Annotated in this window: 24 protein-coding genes; 5 read left to right on the top strand and 19 right to left on the bottom strand. The window is 64.9% G+C overall.

Going from position 1 to position 24,144, the window contains the following annotated elements; all coding sequences use genetic code 11:
- Positions 1 to 12 precede the first annotated feature (12 nt).
- The 19 genes from M3330_RS14040 to M3330_RS14130 form a co-directional block, all read right to left on the bottom strand.
- On the bottom strand, positions 13 to 966 hold the full coding sequence (locus M3330_RS14040) for a hydantoinase/carbamoylase family amidase (RefSeq protein ID WP_255028909.1): 954 nt from the start codon (positions 964 to 966) through the stop codon (positions 13 to 15).
- Entirely contained in the window at positions 867 to 1,397 is a 531-nt protein-coding gene (locus M3330_RS14045; RefSeq protein WP_255025019.1) for a M28 family peptidase, read from the bottom strand. Before M3330_RS14045 ends, M3330_RS14040 begins: the two co-directional genes overlap by 100 nt.
- Positions 1,394 to 2,602, bottom strand: a complete 1,209-nt coding sequence (locus tag M3330_RS14050) for an alanine--glyoxylate aminotransferase family protein (protein WP_255025021.1) — start codon at positions 2,600 to 2,602, stop codon at positions 1,394 to 1,396. Before M3330_RS14050 ends, M3330_RS14045 begins: the two co-directional genes overlap by 4 nt.
- Complete coding sequence (gene allB / locus M3330_RS14055; protein WP_255025023.1) at positions 2,599 to 3,936, bottom strand: allantoinase AllB; 1,338 nt, start codon at positions 3,934 to 3,936, stop codon at positions 2,599 to 2,601. The genes M3330_RS14050 and allB overlap by 4 nt, the downstream gene beginning before the upstream one ends.
- Positions 3,936 to 4,274, bottom strand: a complete 339-nt coding sequence (gene uraH, locus M3330_RS14060) for a hydroxyisourate hydrolase (RefSeq protein ID WP_255025025.1) — start codon at positions 4,272 to 4,274, stop codon at positions 3,936 to 3,938. Before uraH ends, allB begins: the two co-directional genes overlap by 1 nt.
- Positions 4,271 to 4,765, bottom strand: a complete 495-nt coding sequence (gene uraD, locus M3330_RS14065) for a 2-oxo-4-hydroxy-4-carboxy-5-ureidoimidazoline decarboxylase (protein WP_255025035.1) — start codon at positions 4,763 to 4,765, stop codon at positions 4,271 to 4,273. The genes uraH and uraD overlap by 4 nt, the downstream gene beginning before the upstream one ends.
- On the bottom strand, positions 4,762 to 6,297 hold the full coding sequence (locus M3330_RS14070) for an AtzH-like domain-containing protein (protein WP_255025036.1): 1,536 nt from the start codon (positions 6,295 to 6,297) through the stop codon (positions 4,762 to 4,764). Before M3330_RS14070 ends, uraD begins: the two co-directional genes overlap by 4 nt.
- Positions 6,294 to 7,337, bottom strand: coding sequence for an acetamidase/formamidase family protein (locus M3330_RS14075; RefSeq protein ID WP_255025038.1), 1,044 nt, complete (start codon positions 7,335 to 7,337; stop codon positions 6,294 to 6,296). The genes M3330_RS14070 and M3330_RS14075 overlap by 4 nt, the downstream gene beginning before the upstream one ends.
- 78 nt (positions 7,338 to 7,415) lie before the next feature.
- Positions 7,416 to 8,342, bottom strand: coding sequence for a factor-independent urate hydroxylase (gene pucL / locus M3330_RS14080; RefSeq protein ID WP_255025040.1), 927 nt, complete (start codon positions 8,340 to 8,342; stop codon positions 7,416 to 7,418).
- Between the two features lie 241 nt (positions 8,343 to 8,583).
- Entirely contained in the window at positions 8,584 to 9,675 is a 1,092-nt protein-coding gene (locus tag M3330_RS14085) for an IS630 family transposase (RefSeq protein ID WP_255025005.1), read from the bottom strand.
- An 84-nt stretch (positions 9,676 to 9,759) separates the two neighbouring features.
- Positions 9,760 to 10,164: a VOC family protein gene (locus M3330_RS14090; RefSeq protein ID WP_255025042.1), complete on the bottom strand. Its 405-nt coding sequence runs from the start codon at positions 10,162 to 10,164 to the stop codon at positions 9,760 to 9,762.
- Positions 10,161 to 11,144: an isopenicillin N synthase family oxygenase gene (locus M3330_RS14095; RefSeq protein ID WP_255025044.1), complete on the bottom strand. Its 984-nt coding sequence runs from the start codon at positions 11,142 to 11,144 to the stop codon at positions 10,161 to 10,163. The genes M3330_RS14090 and M3330_RS14095 overlap by 4 nt, the downstream gene beginning before the upstream one ends.
- Positions 11,141 to 11,908 (bottom strand): alpha/beta fold hydrolase, encoded by a 768-nt coding sequence (locus M3330_RS14100; RefSeq protein WP_255025054.1) that lies wholly within the window; start codon positions 11,906 to 11,908, stop codon positions 11,141 to 11,143. Before M3330_RS14100 ends, M3330_RS14095 begins: the two co-directional genes overlap by 4 nt.
- Positions 11,905 to 12,981 carry an isopenicillin N synthase family oxygenase gene (locus tag M3330_RS14105; RefSeq protein ID WP_255025056.1) on the bottom strand — a complete coding sequence of 359 codons (1,077 nt, stop codon included), beginning with the start codon at positions 12,979 to 12,981 and terminating at the stop codon, positions 11,905 to 11,907. The genes M3330_RS14100 and M3330_RS14105 overlap by 4 nt, the downstream gene beginning before the upstream one ends.
- A 35-nt stretch (positions 12,982 to 13,016) precedes the next feature.
- Positions 13,017 to 13,937: an isopenicillin N synthase family oxygenase gene (locus tag M3330_RS14110; protein WP_255025058.1), complete on the bottom strand. Its 921-nt coding sequence runs from the start codon at positions 13,935 to 13,937 to the stop codon at positions 13,017 to 13,019.
- Between the two features lie 242 nt (positions 13,938 to 14,179).
- Entirely contained in the window at positions 14,180 to 14,998 is an 819-nt protein-coding gene (locus tag M3330_RS14115) for an ABC transporter permease (protein ID WP_255025059.1), read from the bottom strand.
- On the bottom strand, positions 14,995 to 15,849 hold the full coding sequence (locus M3330_RS14120) for an ABC transporter permease (protein ID WP_255025061.1): 855 nt from the start codon (positions 15,847 to 15,849) through the stop codon (positions 14,995 to 14,997). Before M3330_RS14120 ends, M3330_RS14115 begins: the two co-directional genes overlap by 4 nt.
- The gene (locus tag M3330_RS14125; protein ID WP_255028910.1) at positions 15,846 to 16,622 is read right to left on the bottom strand and encodes an ABC transporter ATP-binding protein; all 777 of its coding nucleotides are present in this window, start codon (positions 16,620 to 16,622) and stop codon (positions 15,846 to 15,848) included. Before M3330_RS14125 ends, M3330_RS14120 begins: the two co-directional genes overlap by 4 nt.
- Positions 16,623 to 16,684: 62 nt before the next feature.
- Positions 16,685 to 17,779, bottom strand: coding sequence for an ABC transporter substrate-binding protein (locus M3330_RS14130; protein WP_255025063.1), 1,095 nt, complete (start codon positions 17,777 to 17,779; stop codon positions 16,685 to 16,687).
- 159 nt (positions 17,780 to 17,938) lie between these two features.
- On the opposite strand from M3330_RS14130, the gene M3330_RS14135 reads away from it, so the two are divergent.
- The 5 genes from M3330_RS14135 (at position 17,939) to M3330_RS14155 (ending at position 23,916) form a co-directional block, all read left to right on the top strand.
- A complete protein-coding gene (locus M3330_RS14135) occupies positions 17,939 to 18,580 on the top strand; it encodes a helix-turn-helix domain-containing protein (protein ID WP_255025065.1) in 642 nt (213 codons plus the stop codon).
- A gap of 751 nt (positions 18,581 to 19,331) precedes the next feature.
- Positions 19,332 to 20,156, top strand: a complete 825-nt coding sequence (locus tag M3330_RS14140) for a hypothetical protein (protein ID WP_255025067.1) — start codon at positions 19,332 to 19,334, stop codon at positions 20,154 to 20,156.
- A complete protein-coding gene (locus M3330_RS14145; RefSeq protein WP_255025069.1) occupies positions 20,156 to 21,085 on the top strand; it encodes a hypothetical protein in 930 nt (309 codons plus the stop codon). The genes M3330_RS14140 and M3330_RS14145 overlap by 1 nt, the downstream gene beginning before the upstream one ends.
- Positions 21,082 to 22,782, top strand: coding sequence for a hypothetical protein (locus tag M3330_RS14150; protein ID WP_255025071.1), 1,701 nt, complete (start codon positions 21,082 to 21,084; stop codon positions 22,780 to 22,782). The genes M3330_RS14145 and M3330_RS14150 overlap by 4 nt, the downstream gene beginning before the upstream one ends.
- Before the next feature lie 42 nt (positions 22,783 to 22,824).
- The gene (locus M3330_RS14155) at positions 22,825 to 23,916 is read left to right on the top strand and encodes an IS630 family transposase (protein ID WP_255025005.1); all 1,092 of its coding nucleotides are present in this window, start codon (positions 22,825 to 22,827) and stop codon (positions 23,914 to 23,916) included.
- Positions 23,917 to 24,144: the final 228 nt, after the last annotated feature.

Genomic DNA, 24,144 nt, shown 5'->3' on the forward strand with positions numbered 1-24,144 from the left:
GTCCCTGGACGGTCATCGGAGGCATCTCGGCGGCACCGCATGTCGCAGAGGGTGTTCGAGGGGCGTGTCGGCCGCCTTGAGTTCCTGCGGCTGGCGGGGCGTGCGCTCGTGGTATTCGGGTCTGAATCTGCTCTCAGGGGTAGAAGCCCATGGCTGGACTCTCGCGTCAGCTGTTGCAGCAACCGTGAGGACGGCAGCTTCCAGGGCATCAAGTCCGCGGGCGACGTCGATCTCGAGCACATCCTCGCCTGGATGGTGGCTGATGCCGTCGTAGCAGCGAAGGAAGAGCATGCCGATGTCGGTGACCGCCGCCATCGCCATTGCGTCGTGGCCCGCGCGGCTCCACAGACGCATCGGCTCGGCTGCGCCGGCGTCGTCGGTTGCGCGGATTCCATCCTGGACTGCCGCGGTCAGCCAGGGGGCGCACGGCGCGGCGGGCGCATTGTGGGTTTCGGTGTAGTCGAAGGTGAGCCCGCGCTGGTTGCACAGTCGCGACATCTCGGCGTGCAGGTCCTGCCACAGTGCGTCGCGCTGTACGTCGGTGGCGGCGCGCAGGTCGAGGCTGAACTCGGCGCGCCCAGGGATGACGTTGACGGCGCCTGGGGTGACCTCGATCTTGCCGACGGTGGCGATGCAGCCTTGCGGCCCGGTCTCCTTGGCCATTCGTTCGATGGCCGTGATGCATTCGCCAGCGCCGACGAGTGCATCACGTCGGCGCGGGTAGGGCGTCCCTCCGGCGTGCCGGGTTTCGCCGGTGACGGTCAGGGTGAACCGGCGGGCGCCGGCGATCGTGCTGACGTAGCCGAGGGATCGTCCGGCCGCCTCGAGTTCGGGGCCCTGTTCGATGTGCGCCTCGAGGTAGCCGATCAACTCGTCGGGGCGGCGGGCCGCTTCGCCGACGCGGTCGGGGTCGAGTCCGAACTCGATGAAGGCTTCCCGCAACGAGATTCCCTGTTCGTCACGCAGATCCCACCACTGCGGGTCCCACTGGCCACTGGCGGCCTGTGACCCGAGCAGGGCTTGCCGAAGCGGGTGCCTTCTTCGTCGGAGAACCCGACGACTTCGAGTGCGAACGGAAGGTCGTGGTCGCGCAGGCGTTCGGCGACGGCGATTGCCATGACGACGCCGAGCATGCCGTCGTAGGAGCCCGCGTCGGGGACGGTGTCGAGGTGGCTGCCGAGCACCAGCGCCTTCTGGCCGGGCTCGCCGCGGCGGCCCCAGATGTTGCCTGCCGCGTCGATGCGTGGTTCGAGGCCAGCGGCTCGCATCCACGCGTCGACGGCGGTGTTGGCGCCGCGGTGTTCGGGCGAGAGGTAGACGCGGGTCAGGTGGTCGGGCGATGAGGAGTAGCGATTGAGCTCGGCACAACGGGTGAGTGCGACGGCTGCGGTGGTCATGCGTACACCTCCCGGGCGGCGCCGACGCCGCCACCGGCGGTGACGGTGGCACCTTCGCTGCGCAGGACCTGCTCGAGCGCGGCCAGGGTGGTGAGGACAGCGTCCTTGCGCGCGTTGTACGCCATGGTGCCCACGCGCCACACCTTTCCGGCCAGGGGGCCGAAGGACATGCCGATCTCGATGCCGAAGTCGTCGAGCAGTGCCGTGCGGACCTTCTCGCCGTCGACACCGTCGGGGATGTGCACGGCCGCAACGTTGGTCATCTTGTGGGTGGGATCGCCGAAGGGTGTCAGGCCGAGGCCACGGAGGCCTTCGAGCATGGCTGTGCCGTGCAGTCCGTGTCGAGCGACGGCGGCGTCGAGGCCCTCGTCGAGGAGAAGGCGTGCGCATTCACGGGCGGCGTAGAGCATGGAGGTGGCCTCGGTGTGGTGGTTGAGCCGCCGGGGCCCCCAGTAGTCCATGATCTGGGCGAGGTCGAAGTAGTTGGACGCGATCCGGGAGCCGCTCGGGGTGTCGCTATCGGTGGCGATGCCGGCCTCGATGTGCTTGCGGGCGTTGATCATCGCGACCGCGACGGGGGACAGGGTGATCGGTGCGGACCCGGAGGGCCCGCCGAGGCACTTCTGCAGTCCGGCGGTGACGACGTCGATGCCCCAGTCGTCGGTGACGAAGTGGTTGCCGCCGAGGGATGCCGTCGCGTCGACGTAGGAGATCACGCCGTGGGCGCGGCAGAGGGCACCGATCTCGGCGAGCGGCTGGCACATGGTGGTGGACGTGTCGCCCTGCACGATGGCGAGCACCTTCGGCTGCACCTGCTGCAACGCGGTTTCGATCTCCGCGGGATCGAACACCTCGCCCCAGGACCGGTGCAGAGTGTGTACCTCGGCGCCGCAGCGCTGTGCGATCTCGACGAGCAGGTGCCCGAAGCGACCGAAGACGGGTACGAGCACTCGATCGCCCGGTTCGAGCAGGGACACCAGGGCGGCCTCGATGCCGGCGCGGGAGGTGCCGTCGACGAGGAAGGTCTGCTCGTTGGCGGTGCGGAAGACGCCGCGGTAGAGCTCCATCACCTCGTTCATCGCGGCCGTCATGGTGGGGTCGTACTGGCCGACCAGTTGGGTCGACATCGCCTGCAGCACCCGCGGGTCGACGGTGATGGGGCCCGGCCCCATCAGCAGCCGCGGCGGCATGGACAACGGGTTCACGTGTTTCTCCTCAGCTGGTTACCCCACCGATGGTTGGGGCGTTCGGTGTCGACGACCTCGCCGCGGACGACGGTGTGGGTCACCCGCCCGCCCAGGCTCAGGCCGTCGAAGGCGCTGATCGCATTGCGGTGAGCGAGTTGATCTGCGCGAATGTCGAACGGGATGGCGGTGTCGTAGACGGCCAGGTCCGCATCGGCGCCGATCGCGATGCGGCCCTTCTGCCCGAGGCCGACGAGGTCGGCGGTGTTGCGGCTCATCCACGTGCTGACATGCGAGAGCGGGATGTCGCGTCGACGGGCCTCGTGCGCGATCGCGGCGAAGCCGACCTGCAGGCCGGAGACGCCTCCCCACGCTTGCTGGTAGTCACCGTCGCCGCGGAGCTTCATCTGCGGCGTGGTGGGGGAGTGGTCCGAGACGACATGGTCGATGATGCCGCTGCGCAGCCCTGCCCAGAGCTCCTCGCGATTGCCGCGATCGCGGATCGGTGGGCAGCACTTGAACTGGGGCGCGGCGTCCGGGATCGTCTCGGCGTCGAACACCAGGTAGTGCGGGCAGGTCTCGACGGTCACCCGCAGGCCTTCGGATTTCGCCTCCTCGATGAGCTCGAGTGCCCTCGCGGAGGACAGATGCAGGATGTGCACCCGCGCACCGGTTTCCCGAGCCCCGTCGAGGACCTGCCGGATCGCGGACAGTTCGGCCTGTTCGGGGCGGCTGGCGACGAAGTCGGAATACGCTCGGGAGCCGCCGGCCGGGGCATGGGCGGCGAGAACGCCGGCGTCCTCGGCATGCACGATCATCAGTCCGTCGAAGCGCGCGATCTCGCGCAGCGCTGCGAGGAACCGTGTCGGCTCGAGGGGCGGGAACTCCGGTACTCCGGAGTCGGCGAGGAAGCACTTGAACCCGAACACTCCCTGTTCCCAGAGGGATTCGAGGTCCGCCAGGTTGTCCGGGACGGCACCACCCCAGAATCCGACATCGACCATCAACTGTTCGGCAGCGGCTCTCTGCTTCATCCTCAGGTGGGCCACCGTTGTGGTCGGAGGGATGGCGTTGAGTGGCATGTCGATGAGCGTGGTGACGCCGCCGAACCCCGCGGCCGCGGTGGCGGTGGCGAAACCTTCCCATTCGGTGCGCCCGGGCTCGTTGATGTGCACGTGGGTGTCGACGACGCCGGGTACGACGTACGCGGTGTCCGCGACGTCGAGACAGAGTCCGTCGACGCGTTCCTCGAAGGGCAGGAACTGCTGGATCCGGCCGTCGTGCATAGTCACGGTGGCCGGCGTGAACTCCTCGCCGAGGAGGATGTGTCGGCCGCGGACGGCATCGAGTTTCATCACGATCCCCTGTAGGTGGTGTAGGCGAAGGGGCTGAGCAGCAGTGCCACGTGGTGGTGTTCGCCGGCGTCGAGGAGGAACTGCACCTGCACTTCTGGATGGAAAGTCGTGCGCTGCTGCGCGGCGAACCATGCCCCGGTGTCGAAGGTGATGCTGCTCGGCCCCGGCGGCAGGTGCGCCGGCACCCGGGCCCGCCCGTCGGTGTCGGTGATCCCGTCGAGTGCTGTTCCGTCGGCGGTCCGCACGGTGAAACGCAGGTCAGCGGCGGGCTGCCCGAGAGCGGCGTCGAGAACGTGCGTACTCAGGGTTCCGCCCTCGGTGTCGGTGCGATCGGTCATGCGCTCATCAGCTCCTTCAGGCGCAGCAGGGTGATCTCGGCGAGTTGTTCTCTGGTGACCTGCCATTCGGTCGAGTCGTCGTTCTGTAGCCGCTGTTCGAGGATCGCGAGCAGTTCTTCGGCGCTGCGGCCCTTCGCACGAACCAGGTAGATGCGGCCGAATCGTGCTTCGTACCGAACATTGCCGCTGTGCAGGCGGCGTGAGGTCTCGTCGTCGGAGGCGACGCCCGCCTGCTCGGCGCGGCTCCGGGCGTTGTCGGTGCGCTCGCCGATGCGAGGATGTCCCGCCAGAGCACGTTCCACCTCGTGATCGGTCCACCCCCGGGTCAGCGACTCCGCCTGCATCAGAAGTGCTTCCGTGGTCCGATACGGCCGCCCCTGAGCGAGGAGAGTGCCGAACGAGGGGATGTCGACGCAGGATCGAACGGCTGCGATGGCCTCCGGTTCGGCCATCGCGTCGTACCGGTCGATCGGGAGTTCGTGTGCGCTCATCGGCCCTCACCCCGTTCGGTCAGGTCGACCGCGAGGTCGAGCAGATCCCGGTCTCGGCCGGCGGCAGCCACGAGACACACGCCGGTCGGTAGCGGGGTGGTCGGGTGCGGAACGGTGACCGCAGGAAGTCCGCCGATTCCGGCAAGGCAGGTCAGACGCATCGTGGCCTGCCGCGTCGCCTGAAGGTCCGAGGCGGATGCGGTCAGGTGCGACGCGACGCTCGCAGTGCTGGGCAGGATCAGGACGCGATCGCCCACCAGCTCTCGGATCTCGCTCCGGGCTGCGGCAACGGTCTCGCGAGCGCGCATCACGTCGTCCGCCGCGATGGTGGCCGCGTGGTCGAAGCGCGCCCCGACATCGGGCCCCAGAGTCTCTCGGTGGGACCTCACCCAGGAACCGTGAACCTGCCAGGCCTCCCACGCCTGGACGGTCTGGAACGCTGCGAGCCAGCCATCGAGCTGCTCGAGCGGCCAGTCCTCCAGGAGTGTGTTGCGGGGGAGCCAGTCGTGGACCGCCCGCGCCACATCGGGTTCTGCGAGGTCGAGAAGAGCAGGCACCGCGACCAGGGTGCGGGCTGCAGTGCTCGCAGGTGGCAGAAGGACATCGCCGACGGAACGGAGCAGGGACGCCGTGCGTGTCATCCAGCCGACCGTGTCGAAGCTGGGGGCCAGCGGCAGTAGGCCCGCTCGGTCGACGGCACCGTGGGTGGTGCGAATGCCGAAGAGCCCTTGATAGGCCGCCGGCACGCGGATGGAACCACCGGTATCGGTGCCGAGACCGATCGTTGCGTGTCCGAGACCGACCGCGCTGGCGCTTCCGCTGGACGATCCTCCGGAACCACGATGCGGGGCCTTCGGGTTCGGTGGTGTGCCGTAGTGCGCGTTCGCGCCGGCGAGACTGTAGGCGAACTCATCGGTACGGGCGATTCCACGGATGTCGGCGCCGGCTGCCAACAGGCGCGCCACCGCGGCCGCATGCTCCGCCTCCGGGTCGGCCTCGGCCAGCCAGGCAGGATTCCCCGCTCCGATTCGCTGCCCGGCCACCGCGTACAGGTCCTTGACCGCGATGCTCTCGCCCGCCAGCGGGCCCTGAGCCCGAGGCGCGGGGACGAGCGGATCACCGAGGATGCGCCAGATACGGCGGTCCATACCCGCATCCGGAACACTGACATGGGCCGCGGTCACCTGCCATCCGTCCATGTATGCCTCTCGGCGGTTCCTCACCCACAGCTGAGTCTGCTGGCCGCGGCCGCCTCGCACGAGTTCGGTGACCGCGACGACGAGAGCATGGTCGGTGTCGATGGTCCGGACGTGAACATCGACGAGTGTGCGCTGGGGCGCGCCACCGCGCCCGGAACGGAACGTGCTGATCTGTTCGTGCCCGACCAGCAGGCCGGCGGCGTCGCCGCGCAGGGTGTCGGCGCCTGGGGCGAAAAGCTTGTCCAGCGCCTCGAGGTCGTTCGACATCAACGCGGTCTCGTAGGCGTGGAACGCCTCCAGCAGACCTCGGGGTGCCGCCTGGTCGGTGTTCATGCGAAGTCGGCCTTGCGGATTCGTGCGTGCACGCCCTTGACCACGTCGACGACCTGGGAGATGTCGAAGTCGGTGGCTGCGGAGAGGTAGGCGTACGCCTCTGGTGCCGTCATTCCGTAGCGGCTCTCGAGCAGGGCGATCGCGGCGCGAACGCAGTTCTGGACGGCGACGTCGAGATCCTCGTCGAGGCCCGTCGGAACGAGATGGTCGCCGGTCTCGGCGAGCGGGCCTGCCAGCGTGCCGAACATCGCCGTGGCGTCTTCGCGGGCGATGACGTCGAAGCGCAGGGTTGCACGGAGGCTCGCCTCCAACGCGGTGAGGCTCACTTCGCCATCGCCTTGTGCGAAGTGCGGGTCACCGACGTAGGCGAGGGCTCCATCGACCTGGATCGGCAGGTACAGTGTGGCGCCGGCCGTCAGCAGCTTGATGTCGATGTTGCCGCCATGAGGGCCCGGAGGGACGCTGTGCGGACGCTGGTCCGTGTCGGGGGCGACCCCCATGATTCCGAGAAACGGTGCGAGCGGGAACCGTGCGGGTCCGATACGGCCGTGGGCCGTGCCGTCGGGACCTTCGACGACAGGGGTGAACACGCTGTGGAGTGGTTCGCCGTCCAGTGGATAGGTACCGGGCAGGGCGCCTTTGCCATGCCGGTTGGAGACCACGCCGTAGGGCACCCGGCGCAGCGTCTCCACAACGGTGATGGCAAGGAGGTCACCGGCTTTGGCGTCACGCACAGCGATCGGTCGGGTCACCACATGTGGTCCGTCCGGTCCGGGGGTGTGGTCGACGTCGCTGGCTGCCAGGGCGATCGCGTCCTCGAGGACTTCGTCGACGCCGAACTGTCCGAAGAACCTCCGGGGGTCGCGGCCCTGGTCTTCGAGGATCCCTTCGTGACTGATCGTGTCGATGGTGACCTCGGTGCCCGAATCGATCGTCAGGACCGGTTCGTCGACGGCGCACGGCAGGCGTCCCCACAGGACGTTGTCAGGGGTGCTGGGAAGATAGGCCGCTGACCGGATCGGGCCCTCGCCGGTCTGCAACGGTGGCTGCGTCTGTCGTCGATCATGGAGTGACTGATTCACGGTTGTTCCCGTCGTTCGTTGCGCGTACTGAGGTCGTCACGACAGCCAGGTCGAGTACTGCTGCCAGGCCGGACCGGCCGCCGGCGCGTCGGTTCGTTCGACCGCCGCCTGGATCAGTCCATAGGGACGGTCGTCGGCGTGGAAGACCTCGCCGCGACTGGCGATGCCGAAACGGTCCAGGTCGTAGTCGAAGTGGTGCTTGTTCGGGGCCGAGAGCCGAACCTCGGCGATGAAGGGAAAACGCTCGAGCACGGCCTGCCCCATATGGAAAAGGGTCTGCTGCAGCGCGCGGGAGTGCAGTTCGGCGAAGACTCCGGTGGCGGTCTCCTTGACCGCTTCGTACACGGTGTTCCAGTCCACATCTGTCGATGCGTACCGCCACTGCATCACCAGTGAGGTGGCCATGATCCGATCATCGGTCGGCTGTAGCGTCGTGTACTCGTCCTCGAGGAACCCCGTGAACTCGCTTCCGGTGGACTTGAGGATCACCAGGTCCTTGAAGCCGCTGACCACCCAGGTGCCATCGGTGTCGACTGTGACTGCGGTGGTGCGGGTTTCGGATCCGCGCCGGGTCCAGGTGTGGTTGTGCTCGGCCCCGTGCACGAGGAGTCGATCCCATGCGTACTCCTCGACCTCGACACGTGCGCTTCGGACCGGATCGATGTCGTCGACGAAGTGCTGCGCCAGGGCACGCGCGTATTCCTCGATCGACGCGACCCCCTTCTCCTTCGCGTAGGAGTAGGCGGTGTTCTTCTGGGTGTCGGTCGGCAGCACCGCCGCCTGGTCCCCGGTGAGGTACGCGTCGTCGAAATCTCCTCGAAGGCACGTCGTCACATTCATGTCTCGAATCTCGTGACGAGGGGTGTCGCGGGTGATTCGCACGACCCGGTTCTCGGCTTTGCCGTACTGGTGGTCGCTCAGCACGATGTTGCCGGTCAGTTCGGTGCTGGTGGTGACGGTCATGTCAGCTCCTGCGGTAGGTCGGGTGGGTGAGGGTGGCAGGATCCGGATAAGGTTGCCCGCCCCGGAGTGTCGGGTAGATTCCCCTCCAGGTGGTGTGGGTGCGGTATCGCATTCACGGAATATGAAATATGAATCGACACAGTCGAATTCGTTCCCATGATCTGTGGAGAACCTGGGCGGCAGGACTTAACCATCCAAGTGGAGTGTGAAGTGCCGCCGAACAGGCTGCGAGTCAGGATCTCTAGTGTCCTGAGTCGTTAATTCGGTCGCAGTAGTTCGCGATGGATTCGAGGATCTGATCCGCGGTCTTCACCCACACATAGGGTCGCGGATTCTCATTCCAGGTATCGATCCAGGCGCGAATGTCGGCGTTGAGGTGTCGCACGGATCGGTGGGCGGAGCGGCGAAGCTTCTTGTTCGTCAGCTCCGCAAACCACCGCTCCACCAAGTTCATCCACGATGAACTCGTAGGCGTGAAGTGGATAACGAATCTGGGATGCGCTGTGAGCCAGCGCTTGACGGCCGGGGTCTTGTGGGTCGAGGCGTTGTCCATCACAAGGCACACGTCGAGATCTGCGGGCACCTCGGCATCGATCTTGCGAAGAAACGCCAAGAACTCGGTGGCACGGTGCCGGGCGTGCAGGGAGCCGATCACCTTCCCACTGGCGATGTCGAGCGCCGCGTACAGGCTCGACGTTCCGTTCCTGACATAGTCGTGGCTGGCGCGTTGCGGCGTGCCTGGCAGCATCGGGAAGATCGGTTGCGTCCGGTCCAACGCCTGGATCTGGGTCTTCTCGTCCACGCACAGCACCAAAGCCCGCTCCGGCGGGTTCAGGTACAGGCCGACGACGTCACGAACCTTCTCGGTGAACAGCGGATCCTTCGACAGCTTCCAGGAGTCCTGTTTGTGCGGAGCCAGGCCGAACGCTCGCCACACCCTCGAGACAGTGGACTGCGACATGCCGAGATGATCCGCCATCGACCGTGTCGACCAATGCGTCGCATCCTTCGGTGTCGATTCGAGCGTCGCGGTGATCAGGTCCTTGATCTTTGCGTCGCTCACCGTCCTCGGCCGGCCCGGGCGCGGTTCGTCGAGGAGCCCATCGCAGCGAGCCTCGACGAACCGATCCCTCCATCGCCGCACCGTCGAACGGTCCACACCGAGTCGTTGCGCCACTTCAGAATTGGATCCACCGTCCGCGCAGGCCAGCACGATCCTCGACCGCGCCGACAACCCCGCCGCACTCGTACGACGGCGAACCCAGCCCTCCAACTCGGCCCGCTCCGCGTCACTGAGAACAATCACCGCAGCACGCGGACCCCGAGTCGCCATACCCAACAGTATCAACTGGTGGATAATTTACGACTCAGGACACTAGATGCTCGCAGCCATGTTCGGTCAGGGTCCATGGCCGAGCTATGCACTCGCAGACTTGTTGATGCGGAAGACGTTGGCCTCCGGGTCGAGCAGGACCGCTTGCCAGGCGCCGTAATAGGTCCGGAACGGCTCCTTCAGATACGTTGCGCCTGCGTCGACCGCTTCCGCGGCGAGCTGGTCGACTTCCTCCTCGGTTTCGGTCTCGAACGTCCAGAACGTGGCCGGGGATGCGTCGAGGTCGCTGCTGGGAAGGTTGAGCAGGTCGTAGGCAACGGTGGTGTTGAATCCGAGGATGGTGTCGCCGAGGCGAAGCGCACGGAAGTATTCGCCTTCGAGTTCGGTGATGTGCTCGAGCCCGAAAAGGTTGGCGTAGAACGTGGAAAGTCGCTCCATGTCCTTGCACACCTGGGTGACGAACGAAAGACGGACTTTGGGAGTGCTCATGCGGGGGTCTCCATGTTGTAGGTGCGACGAAGCATCTCGTCGAGGTGGTCACCGACCGTGATCTCCGGGCGGGCGGGTGCGCCCTCGGCGAGGGTGCTCGCGATGGGCTTGACGACGTAGTCGTAGTCGAGATCGAAAAAGGTCGGCACCGAGTACCGGTCAACACCGGCAGTGTTGAGGACGCGGTGCGCGTTCGACCGGTAAAGGCCGTTGGTCAGGACAGGAACCAGGTCGCCGAGGTTGACGACGAAGGTACCCGGGATGTGGGGGGCGCGGATCCAGTCGCCGTCGGCATTGAGGACTTCCAGGCCGCCGACCTCGTCCTGAAGCAGAATTGTGATCAGTCCCCAGTCGGTGTGGGCGCCGGCTCCGAGTTCGTTACCCTCGCGGACGTGCGGCTGAGGGGGGTAGTGCAGGAGCCGAGTGGTGACGACGTGGTCCGGGAAGCCGGCGTCGAAGTAGTTCTCGGGCTGGTCGAGTGAGAGCGCGAGCAGCCGTGCCAAGTGCTGGCCGAGCTCAGCAATGCTGTCTCGGTAGGCCTCGAGGTCGGTGCGAAGCTCCGGCATCACCGACGGCCACACGTTGGGTCCGTGGTTCGCGACGCCACGCACGACCTTCGGATGATCGGGGGCCAGGTCGCGGCCGATCTGGAACCCTTCCTTGTTGTCTGGCTTCGAGCCTTCGTCCAGGGTCTGCACGGCAAGGGGTTCGTAGCCGCGGTAGCAGGTCGAGTTCTTGATGTCGGCTTCGAGTTTGTCCTCGAGGGGCAGCGCGAAGAACGACGCGGCAGTGCGCAGCAACGAGTCGAGGGTTTCGGTCGGGATGCCGTGGTTCTCGATGTAGAAGAAGCCGATGTCCCGGGCAGCCTTGTGGATTTCCCAGGCAACAGCCTTGCGGGCGGCGGGGTCGGGGGAGAAGCTGTCGGCCAGGTCGATCACCGGGATCGACGTGGCGGCCTTCGGCGGCGTGTAGATGATCATGATCGGGGTCCTGTTCGGTGAGAGTGAGAGCCGACAGAGGCTGCGAACGACGCCAGCATTTCTGCCAGCTCCGCGGTTCGGGACAGTTGAGGGGCATGGTCGGAATCGAGGGCGAGGACCTCGGCGCCCGGACTGAGTTGCTGCATTCGGCGTTGCACGTCCAGCGGAAGGGATCGATCGTGCAAAGCCTCGATGTACAGGCGAGGTATTCTTCCGAATCGCTCTGCAGTCCAGGTGGGAGCGATCGAACGGGCAGTGTCCATCTGGGGTACCAGCCGGCGGGCGGCGGTGATCGCCGACTCCGGTTCTGCGAGGTGAAAGAAGATCGACGCCGCTACCTCGGGAGGGACTACCGAGCCCCGACCGTCCGCGGTGAGCTCGAGGTAGGGCCCGACCCCGACAGGCTGATGGAAGCCCAGGCCGGCGCACAGGTCACGGTAACTCATCCCGGGTGGGAGCATCATGCCTGCGACGTAGGCGACTCCCGCGATCCGGTCGGGTATCAGTTCGGCGACCTGGGTGGCGACGATGCCACCACCGGAATGCCCTGCGAGTACCAGTGTCCCGTCGAGATCGGCGATCTGGTCGAGGACGCTCGAGACCAGATCGCCGAGCTCGACTTCTTCTTCCGGCGCCCAGTGTCCGACACCCGGAAGCGTCACCGCGTGCGGCTCGATGCCGGCGTTCTCCAAGGGCTCGATGACGGCGTTCCATACCCACGGCCCGGCCCAGGCGCCGTGGATCAACACCAGACGAGTGGTCATCGTTGCTGGCCTTGCGCAGCCAGTACTCGGGCGGCTTCGCGGACTGCGGCCGAATTGGCCTTGCCCTTCTGGGATCCTTCGAGCTTGGCTTTGACATGCTCGCGAACGGTGATGGGTTCGTAGGCGAGGCCGTTGTCGGCGTCGAGGTGGCTGGGCAGGGTGGCGATGACAGCGTCGGCATTGCCGTCATGGAAGAAGGCGACCGAGCGGCGTCGTTTGATGACGCCATCGACGACGGGTGGGGCCACTCGGTGGAGGGTCGACATCCAGCGGTCGTTGGTCAGGCGCGCAGTGAGGTCACCGAGATTGACCAGGAGGGCACCGTCGCTGGGCTGGACGTCGTGCCAGACACCGTCGGTGCCCAGGACCTGCAATCCTTCGACCTGGTCAGCCCACAGCACGGTGACGATCCCGAAATCGGTGTGCTCACCCATGCCCTTGAGGTCGCCGTCGAGTCGGACGGTGCCTTCGGGCAGGGCATAGTTGACCATCCTGAGCACGTCGATCGAGTGGTCGCAGAGGTATTCGAAGTAGTCGCTGGGAAGGTCGAGTGCGTCTGCGAAGATGGTGGTGAGCGTGCGGGCCACCCGGGCGGCCTCGTGGTAGTAGGCCATCACCTGGGGTTCGAATCCGTCGACGTCCGGCCAGGTGTTGGCGGTGTAGTCCTGCGCGGACAGATTCAGTGCCGGGTACCACGAGGATTCGCTGCCGATGTTGAAGGCTTCGAAGAAGTCGTTCATGCGGTTCGCGTTCTCGATGCCGAGGCTCAAACTCAGCGATTCCGACTTCGGAGCGGTGTATCCACGGTTGCCGTCCGCGAGAGACTGCTTCTTCTCGGCCAGCGGGAGGCCGAAAAATGCGTCGTGTGCGTCCTGAAGTCCGTCGAGGATTTCCTGGGGAATGCCATGGCCGAGGATCTGGATGAACCCGACCTTCTTGCACGCGTCGTCGAGTTGGCGGGCGGTCTCGGCGCGTGCTTCGGTTGTGCCGCCAGCGACATAGGCGGTGATGTCGACGGCCGGAACCTCGAAGGTCGCGCTCGTCGCGGTGTGGTCAGTGGTGGTGGGGGGCATGTGTGTACTCCGGGCTTTGTGTGGCGGTGTGCCTGTCAGGCGAGTGCGAGGGCGTCGAGTTTGCGCTGGAAGTGCTCACCGGAAGTGATCGCGGGATACTTGGCGTCCTGGGTGTTGTCGAGGCTGCTGATGACGGCGTCGTGGTGCGGCTGGTGGAAGAAGGCCAGTGAGTAGCGGGCTTTGTCCCAGTCGCCTTCGACCGGGTTCGCAACGCGGTGCAGAGTCGAGTTCCACTGGTCGTTCGTCCAACGCTGCATGAGGTCACCGATGTTGATGACGATCGAGCCGTCCACAACAGGGGCGTACTCCCACTCCTCGCCAGTCCAGACCTGCAGCCCGTGCACCGACGGGCTGCCGTGGAGCAGGGTCAGGCTGCCGAAATCGGTGTGGGCGCCACCGCGGAGTTGGCCGGGCAACGGCGGCTCGGTCATCGGCGGATAGTGGTAGATGCCGAGCTGGCTGTCGTGGCGGTTGGTGAACTGGCGGAAGAATCCGGCCGGCCGGCCGAGTGCGAGTGCGAAGATCTCCATGACGGTGTCGGCGAGCTCGTCCATCGCGGCGTAGTAGGCGCTGATTCCGTCACGTAGTCGGTCGTCGCCGTTCCACAGCGGCGAACGCCAGTCGATGACATCGAGCCGACGGACCCGAAGCTCTTCGCGGAGGTCGGGTGGGGCGTCGTGGTCGTCATTGGATCGGGCGAGAGCCATATTGGCGAACTGGTAGTAGCCCGATCCTCGGCTCTCGTTGCGGAATGCGGCTTTGGCGCCGGTCGGCTGGTCGAAGAACTCTTGGATCTGGGTCATCGCCTCCGCGGTTACAGCGGGATCGATTCCGTGACCCGTGATCACGAGAAAGCCAGTGTTACGGCAACTTTGGTCGACAGCAGCCACGACGGAGGCGGGATCGGTTCCGTTGCGGAATGGCTCGATGTCGATGACGGGTACGGCACGGCTCATAGCTGTCGGTCTCCTCGGGACGGGGAAGGGCCGTCCTCTTCAGGGTGCGCTGCCTGCATGCACCGAAGTTTGCTGACATCAATATTCTTGGGAGTATCTATTGCCGATGGGTTAACGACTCGTTGCGACTCTGGATCTCGAGATATGCACTGGGTAAGCCTAATCGGCTGGTAGGCGTGCTTTCGGCCAGCCTTTTAGGGTGGCGGCAATCGATTTGTTCAGAACAAAGTAACAGTGTGGCGTTATGCAGGCCTGTCCTGTGTCGATATGCCTGCCCATGAGAGGATGGCGGCCTCGGCTATGGCGGCGATGGCATAGAGGGCGACAGCGGCGACAGTGATGACCGCCACGATGGCCCACACTTCGGTGAAGTTTGATTGTGTTGTAGCGGAAACGATTCCGGCGCCGAGTCCGACGTATGTGAACAGCCACTCGTAGAGCATTGCGCCGGTAATGGCGGCCGGAACGGAAATCCTGAGCGAGGCGAGGATGTGAGGCAGGGCCGTGGGAATAGCGACCTTACGCATGACGGTCCACGCGTTACCGCCGTTGACGTGTATGACATCGAGCGCCTGGGGGCTGACGGAATTGAATCCGAGTGTGACGTTGACCAGGACCGGAAAGAAGACGACGACGGTCACGATCAAGGCGGCGGTGACCTTGCCTCCGCCGAAGACGAGATAGATGACCGGGGCGGTGGCCATGAGAGGAACAGTTCGCATGAGCATTGCCAGCGGCATGAACATGAACTCGACTGGCTTGACGAGCGTGAACACAACGGCAACGAGCATGGAAAGCGTCACTCCGATAACGAATCCCAGCGAGGCGTGGCCGAGGGTCACCCACAGCAACGACAGTAGGCGATCCCGATTCGCCGAACTGGTCTCGCCAAGTACCGACCCCGAACCGAAGAGATAGTGCCACACGTCGACTGGCGTTTTCCCCACGTACGGGTTGACGTCCATGACCTTGAGTGTGACGTCCCAGATCAGGGCGAACACGCCGAGGGCTACGACGATTCCGATGGCGTTGGTCAGTGCGCGGCGTACGGCTGGGATCATGACTTGGCTCCTGTCGACCAGGGAGTGATGTACTTGCTGATCAGCCCGATTGCCCAGAATGCTGAGCCGGCGACCGCTCCGCACGCGACACCGATGACCCACAGCCGTACCGGCTGGTTGTGGGCCTGCGCTGCCAGCAGTTGAATGCCGAGACCGGTGTCGACCCCGAGCAGGAAGTATTCGCCCAGGACCGAGCCGAGAAAGGCAGCCGGGGCTGCCATCTGCAATGCCGCCAAGATCGCGGGTAGCCCGGCGATGATCCGTACTTTGCGCAATTCGGTGAGTGATCCGCCTCCAGCCACCCGGATGACGTCGAGTTGGGAGGGGGTTGCAGCTTTCAATCCGAGCACGATGCCGATGACCGAGGTGAAAATGACGCTCAGGGCGGCCAGTACAACCGAGGCGAAGTGGCTACCCGGCCCCGACATCAGTGCCAGGATGGGGCCGATGGCGGTCAACGGGATACAGGTCGAGACGACGGCGATCTGGCTTATTGTTCCCTCGAGGCGGGGAACCACAAGGACGATTGCGGCCAGCCCGAACGCGATGAGGTTGCCCCACAGGTAACCAACCGCGGCCGGACGCACGGTGGCTGCGACGGCATTCCAGAAACTGGCCTGACCAAGCGCTTCGACGAGGCCGGCCGCGACGCGGTGCGGATAGGGAACCGACTGATCCTGTCGGAAGAACAGAAACGAGATAATCCACCAGGCGATGACGAGGGCCAGTAGTCCTACGATGCCACCGACCCATGCGGGGGCGTCGGAGATTCGCGGACGCTGCCGATGTCGGTCCTCTTTCTGAGCAAGCGACTCGGGCGTCAACACTTGCTCGACGACCGTTTCGCTCATCGTGCCAGCCCTGTCTCGATGCCGAACAGCAGGTCTGCAAGGCGATCCTCGTAGGCGTGGAACTCGGGTGTACGCATGATCTCGGGGGTGCGGGGACGCGGTAGATCGATCTCGACGAGCTCGACTATCCGGCCTGGTCTGGGGGACATGACGGCGACGACGTCGGAGAGAAAGACCGCCTCGGAGATTCCGTGGGTGACCATGAGAGTGGTGGTCGGCCGTTCTCCGACGATTCGGTGCAGTTCGATGTTCATCCGCTGGCGTGTCATGTCATCCAGGGCGCCGAACGGCTCGTCGAGCAGCATGACGCTCGGCTGCACGGCCAGGCATCGAGCGATTGACACGCGCTGACGCATTCCGCCCGAGAGCTGGGCTGGCTTCGCTTGCTCGAATCCCCGCAATCCGACCAGGTCGATGAGTTCGTCGATCAGTCCTTCGTCGGGGGCGATGCCTGCGACTTCGAGCGGAAGCCGAATGTTCTTCGCCACCGTGCGCCACGGCAGTAGTGCTGAGTCCTGAAATGCGACGCCGATCTCGTGGTGTCGCAGGATTTCGGTCGGGGTCAGGCCGTTGACGAGGATTTGGCCGGAGGTAGGTGCCTCCAGTCCGGCCAGCATCCGCAGGATCGTCGACTTGCCACAACCTGACGGTCCTATGAGTGACAGGAAGGTGTCCTTCCGGGTTCCCAGATTGATGTTCGTGAGGGCATCGACGGGCTTGCGGCCCAGCTTGAACTGTTTGGAAACGCTCTGGAGGTTGACTCCGGTCGCCAGAGCCGGTGCTGCGATCGGATCGATGGTGGCGACGGCCGGCGTCGTCGAGATGCTCACTGCGTTCACCTCTCCTCGTCGATGGGAAGCTGCACGACGAGTGAGGGGTTTTCGGAGTAGATCTCCTCCATCAACGAGGGGTCGAAGACCTGCTCGGCATCGAGATCAGTACCCATCAATTCGAGTGCAGCCAGGTTGTCGGAGATCAACTGGTCGGAGAGCGTCATCAGGCCGTGAGTGTTCGTGTCGGCGGTCACCATCAGCCCGACCTGCGCGTTCATCTGGGCGGTCTGCTGGGCAAGGTCGAGCTTGAGATCGGCGCCGTACTTGTCGTAGGCGATCTGTGCCGCTGCCGCCGGATTCTGAACCGAGTCGGTCCACCCCCTGACTTCACCGATCATGAATGACTTGACACGATCGCGATCCCGCTCGAGGGTGTCCTTGGTGACGAAGTAGAGGTTCGAGGTGAAGGCCATGCCGTGGTCGGCGAAGTTCAGGAGGACGGGCGTGTAGCCGTCCTGTTGTGCGGTGATCGGCTGGTTGGTCCGGTACGAGAGGTACGCATCGATGTCCCCGGTTTCCAATGGGGCCAGCGAATATTCGACGGGGACCGTCTCGACGTCGGATTCGCTGAGGCCGTTCGCCTCCAAGAAGCCCTTCCAGAGGACTTGGTTGATCGACTGGACGCCGACGCGCTTGCCCTTGAGGTCCTCGATCGACCTGATCGGGGTGCGCTCCTGCAAGGACAACAGGGTGTAGGGATTCTCCTGGAGTAGAGAGGCGATGACGACCAGGGGCGCTCCTTGCGCGATCGCAGGGCCGGTGGTGGCCATCGAGTTCATCCCCACCAGAGCCTGCCCAGAGACGACGACGCTTTCCGCGCTGGTCGAACCGGAATTGGCCAGGATGTTGCTCTCGGTCATCCCGTCCAGTCCTGCTTCGGTGTAGTAACCGTTCTCCAAAGCAAACAGTTCACCAGAGGCGGTGACATCTTTCAGCCAGCTCAGCTGCATCGTGACAGGCGCGGATCCGGCAGAGGAAGAGTTGGTAGCGGACGTATCGGAGCCGCAGGCCGCAAGCGCGCCGGCAAGGAAGAGTGTGGCGGTGGTCGTGCTCACACGCCGAAATCTGCGCCGCTCGAGAACGGTGTTGTGGGCCATCAATACTCCTTCGGGTGGGGGTATGCGTGGTCGTGTCATGGAGTTGTCGTCGCAGCTCGGAGGGGGCCGCATTGTGGTAGAAACACTGTTTGATGTGGGCAAATAGAGTTTGATTGCCCACGTCAAACTAATTTGACGACAGCAAAGAGTGTTGACACCATGCATGACACACATGTTTCGCAGGCGTTGAGTTCCGGTGACGCCGTGCAGGAGGTCGGTATGGAGGACGATCCTGCCGCAGTCGCGAGAGTTGTCGGCGCCCGAATCCGAACTCGCCGCACTGAACGAGGCATGCGCCTTAAGGACCTGGCCGAGGCGGCCGGTCTCAAGCAACCCTTCCTGAGTCAACTGGAAAGAGGTCTGGCGTCACCGTCCATGCACAGCCTCTATCGGCTGGCGAGGGCACTCGACGTGACCCCGGGTGATTTGATGCCACCGGCAGAGTCTGTGCCAGGCGCGCGTGTCGTTCGCGCATCCGAAGGTCGTCGCGTCGAAAGTACCGACTCTACAGCTGCTTTCGTTCGTCTCATCGTCAGCGATGGACAACACCCGTTCGAGCTTTCCGAAATCGAGGTCGACGAATCGCGCAACAACCACGAGTGGTTCGAGAACCCAAATGCTGCCGCAACCTATGTCATCGAAGGCCGGTTGGACGTAGAAGTCGAGCCTCCCTACCAGACATACACGCTGGGCGCAGGTGACTCGATCTTCTACCCCCAGAATGCTCGTTCACGCTGGACCGCTCTTGGCCAGAAGCCGACGCGGCTACTCCACGTTGTGGCGCGGCCTCGGCAAGTCTGACGCGCATGGCACATCAACTTGAGTTAGCAGCCCCAGCGCGAGGGCGGTTCCGGGCAGTCGGTTGACGGTGGTCGTATGGGGCGCCGCGTGATCTGACGGCGCCCCGATATACGCCTAGCCCGCGGCGTCGGGAGTTTCCGTTGGTGTCGCGAACCGCACCGCCACCGCCGGTGACGGCACTACGGGTTGATCCGCAAGCGACAGCTGTTGCGGGCCCGCAACCCCAAATTCTAGGCCTGCGTCGTGGCAGATGGCAGGCCTGAGATTGGCGTGAGCCCATGCCCCGAGCTGTTGATCTACTGCGTGGTCGCGGCGCTCTCGATCCGTTCCTCGGGCCGGTTCCTTGATGCGGAATCGAGGGCTACCGTGGGTGTTACGCCATCTGAATTCCGCCGACTCGTTCTAGATCCACATAGAACGAGCACTGTCGTGCGCATTCGCGAAGGTGGTGATCAATACCTCTGATACCTCGAAGGACACCGAGGCGCATTCGGTGCCCTTCTGAATTCGTCAGCCAGGATCCTGCGGGATCGATGTGACTCATGAGGTTGTGACCACTCATGACAATACCCCTCTGCGCCCGGATAGGGCCAGGAAGCACGCGGTGCACTGCGCTATCCGATGACCTGGGTGATCGATGATGGCCGCGTACCGGCGCCGCACCGATGATCCGGAGTCGATTGCGGCGTGTATCAGGAACTTTGAACCACGATCGGTTGATCCGGGCGCGTGGGCGGTGGTGGGGCCGTGGGTGCGGGAGACGGTCGAATTGTCTGCACCGACGCTGCTCAGTCAGGCTGCGAACGCGCTCAAGGTACTCACCCGGCTGGCGGTGTGGGCTCTCGACGAGGGACTCGGACTCGACAGGGAGGTGGTGCTGACCCCGGATGTGCTCGAGCGGTACCGCCTGGTCGGGATGAGGGAGTTGGCGCCGACGTCGCGGGCTGCGGAGATGTCGCGGCTGCGGCGGCTGGCCCGGGTGGTGACGGTGCGGGCCCCGTGGCCTCCCGCCGGTGAGCGTTCGTCGCGACACGAGCTGTCGCCGCCCTACACCGATGCCGAGATCGCGGCATTCTGGAGATGGGCGCCGCGCCAGAACGGGCCGTTCCGGGTGCAGGCCATGACGGCTGTCCTGGCGCTGACCTTGGGAGTGGGCGTACGCAGCGGTGAACTGTTCGCCGTCACTGCCTCGGACGTGGTCACCGTCGGCGGTGTGCCCGCGGTGCGTCTCGGGTCGCCGCAGCGGGTGGTTCCGGTTCGCCGGCATGTGGTGCCCAGGTTGCGGGCCGCATGTCGCGGTGCCGGGCGCCGGCCGTTGGTGGCGTCGGCGCGGACCGGGCGGGATCAGGCTGCAGCGCTTCTCGCATCGTTCGAGTGCCCACGAACGGCCCCGAAGTTGACGGTGTCGCGTCTGCGATCGACCTGGCTGGCCGAGGTTCTGTCCGATTGTGCTGTAGCGGAGATCTTCTCGGCCGCAGGAATGAGAAGCGGGAAAGGCCTGTCGGATCTTCTTCCGTATCTGCCTGCACCGCAGGCTGGTTCGATGGCCTGGAAACAGCTGCGAGGCAGGTCGTGATGGCGTCTCGGACGGTGGAAGAGTCGATCGATCTGTTCACTCCGAACATACCGGCGCAGTTGTGGGAGGAGATCGGTCCGTTCGTCCGTGACGTGGTGCGCGGCGGATTCGAACCGACCTCGGTGCCGCAGGTCGTTCGTGGTCGGATGGGAATCGTTGCGTCGATGGTCGGTTGGGCCGTTGAGCAGGGTCTGGATCTCGATGTCGAGGAGATCTTCCACCCTGCGACGGTCAACCGGTATGCGGTGACCTTCCCCGGGTTGTCGGACGCCACCCGATGCACGCGCCGTGCCACGCTGACGACCCTGTCCCGGCGTATCACCCGCACGGCCCCGTGGGAGCCGCCACGTGATCTCCTGCCCTATCCGGTGGCCTATCGCCCGTACACCGATGGCCAGACCCGGCTGCTGCTTCGCTGGGTGGACCGGCAGGCGACAGTGCGGCGCAGTCACGGTATGTCGTGTGTGCTCGGGCTCGGGCTCGGTGCGGGCCTGCAGACCTCCGAGGTGCTCGCGGTGACCGGCGACGACATCGTCAGGCGGCGATCCCACCTCGCGGTGCGGGTGCGTGGCACTCGGCGGCGCACGGTCCCGGTCCTCGAACGGTACGTGCCGATCGTCGCCGACTGCGCCACCCGGGCGGGCCGTGCGCATCTGTTCTGTGAGCCGCAACCGCGGGTCGAGTACGTGTCGATGGTCTTGGGCAGATGCGAAATCCCGGCGCGGCTACGACCGCTGCGAGTGAGCCGGCTCCGCGCGACCTGGGCGACCGCGATGATCCAGACGGTGCCGTTGCCCGTTTTCCAGACGCTCTTCGGCTCCACCGACGTCGGTGCCCTGCACAGGCTGCTCGCCTTCGTTCCCTCCGGTCGCCGCGTGTTCGACGATCCGGAGCTGGTCGACCTCATCATCGGTGCGGCGCCCCCATGAGACACAGTGACACACGTCCGTTCCGCGACGTCGACACCCGCGTGAACCGCTGCGAACCGTGGCAGTTTCGACGTGCCCTTGCGGTGGTCGAACATTGCGGTGCCCGCGAATTCGTCAATACGGTGTTCGCGACACGTGCCGGTGCGAAACGGGTCCTGACGGGCGACGCCCTCATGGTTGCCTTCCTGCTGACTCCGATGCTGAACGTGGACCTGCACCTGGAGATGGTCACCGCCACGATCCGTGGGTGGAACCAGTCACAGCGGGAGAAGGCCGGCCTGGACCCCTCCGCGGACATCTCCTACAAGATGGTCTGCGGAGGGTTCGCCAAGCTCTGCCGGGAATGTGATCGCGTCGAACAGGCCGAGGAGGATGCCCCCAGCGGCACCTCCGACCTGGACGCCGCGGCGTTCGCACAGGAGCTGCTCAATGCTTCCCTGTGTGGGCACCCACCCACCGGTGCGGCGGCGGTCGACGGCACCGATGTCGAGACCTGGGCCCGGCCGCGCTACTCCAAGGTCCTCGTCGAGGACGACTCCGGACCGTCGCAGGAGTACGACACCACACTCGCCAAGCCGAAACCACGTGTGCCGAGGCGTCATCGCCGTCCCGCCGCGCCCGAATCGCCCGTGGACGGAAAGCCCATGTACACGATCGATGAGGATGCGCGAGCGGCGCACCGCAGCGCCGGATTCAACGAGACCGAGTACTACCTCGGCTACGAAGCGCACGTCGTCACCGACGTCCCCGCCAAGCCCGGTGCGGGACCAGTCCCACACGTGGTGCGAGGACTGCACGTCACACGCGCCGGGTACAACCGCGGCACAGCCGGATTGATCGCAGTCCTCGCCGCGGGCGAGCTTCCCGCGCCGCGGCAGGTCGTCTGCGACCGCGCTTACAACAACACCGACGAGTGGAGATACGCACTGCCGCTCCATTGCTGCGGATATGTCCCGATCGTCGACCTGCACCCCACCATGTATCGAATCGAGGACGGACCCGTCCCCGGCTCGGTCTGGATCGACGGGACCCTCTTCACCACGTGTCTGCCCAAACGGCTGTGGAAACTGCCGAAGATTACGAGGGACATGACCGCGGCCGAACTGGCACAGGCACAGAAGCTACGGGAGACCCGCGCCCAGTACGCATTCGTGCCACACGGAAGACTCCATTCCGATGGCACCCAGCGATTCCGGGGACCGGCAGTGGGAGCCTCTGCCAGTATCCGCAGCCCGTTGTCCCCCCGATCGATGAGGCTGGGCTACGAACACCCCACCGTCCGATGCAATCGCCGCAAGCCGGATGATCCGTGCGCGTGCTGCAAGACCGTCACGATCCGCAACCAGGACCAGCCCCGAACTCGCATGCCGTTCCCGCACGGAACCAAGCAATGGTTCGCGTCCTATCACCGCAGAGTCGGCATTGAATCCGTATTCGGCGACCTGAAGAGCAACGTGTTGCACTTGCGGCGCGGGTACTACCGAATATTCGGGCTCACCGCGCATCGACTACTGCTCGGATTCACCATGGCTGCGCTGAATGTGATCAGCCTCCACGATTGGCACCTCAAGCGTGGCACTCTCGACTTCTGGGGCAAGTTCCTCGGCGAACCGGAACCTGAACCGCTCAAGCCGCGACGCCGCGGCTACTGCCGATCGCCGTCACTGCCGGCAACGACAGCGCTCCACGGCACCTAGTGTCCTGAGTCGTAAATTATCCACCAGTTGATACTGTTGGGTATGGCGACTCGGGGTCCGCGTGCTGCGGTGATTGTTCTCAGTGACGCGGAGCGGGCCGAGTTGGAGGGCTGGGTTCGCCGTCGTACGAGTGCGGCGGGGTTGTCGGCGCGGTCGAGGATCGTGCTGGCCTGCGCGGACGGTGGATCCAATTCTGAAGTGGCGCAACGACTCGGTGTGGACCGTTCGACGGTGCGGCGATGGAGGGATCGGTTCGTCGAGGCTCGCTGCGATGGGCTCCTCGACGAACCGCGCCCGGGCCGGCCGAGGACGGTGAGCGACGCAAAGATCAAGGACCTGATCACCGCGACGCTCGAATCGACACCGAAGGATGCGACGCATTGGTCGACACGGTCGATGGCGGATCATCTCGGCATGTCGCAGTCCACTGTCTCGAGGGTGTGGCGAGCGTTCGGCCTGGCTCCGCACAAACAGGACTCCTGGAAGCTGTCGAAGGATCCGCTGTTCACCGAGAAGGTTCGTGACGTCGTCGGCCTGTACCTGAACCCGCCGGAGCGGGCTTTGGTGCTGTGCGTGGACGAGAAGACCCAGATCCAGGCGTTGGACCGGACGCAACCGATCTTCCCGATGCTGCCAGGCACGCCGCAACGCGCCAGCCACGACTATGTCAGGAACGGAACGTCGAGCCTGTACGCGGCGCTCGACATCGCCAGTGGGAAGGTGATCGGCTCCCTGCACGCCCGGCACCGTGCCACCGAGTTCTTGGCGTTTCTTCGCAAGATCGATGCCGAGGTGCCCGCAGATCTCGACGTGTGCCTTGTGATGGACAACGCCTCGACCCACAAGACCCCGGCCGTCAAGCGCTGGCTCACAGCGCATCCCAGATTCGTTATCCACTTCACGCCTACGAGTTCATCGTGGATGAACTTGGTGGAGCGGTGGTTTGCGGAGCTGACGAACAAGAAGCTTCGCCGCTCCGCCCACCGATCCGTGCGACACCTCAACGCCGACATTCGCGCCTGGATCGATACCTGGAATGAGAATCCGCGACCCTATGTGTGGGTGAAGACCGCGGATCAGATCCTCGAATCCATCGCGAACTACTGCGACCGAATTAACGACTCAGGACACTAGATGACGAGCGCCGTGTGTCCTGTCGGTGTGGGGTGGGGTTCTGCGGGGGCGACGTTACTGCCGGATCGGGTGCTTTATTTCGGGTGCGAAGGGTTGCGTCGGAGGATTCGTTAGTGCGGATGACAAGTCTTCTATGAGGGTGGTGGCGGTTGCGACACTGAGGTGCCGCAGTCCCCTGACAGGGAGCAGGGGCTCGTATAGAGCACTGCGGCACCTCGTTTTGCCTAC

Source organism: Rhodococcus sp. GA1 (genome assembly GCF_024321955.1).
In the GTDB taxonomy this organism is placed as follows: domain Bacteria; phylum Actinomycetota; class Actinomycetes; order Mycobacteriales; family Mycobacteriaceae; genus Rhodococcus; species Rhodococcus pyridinivorans.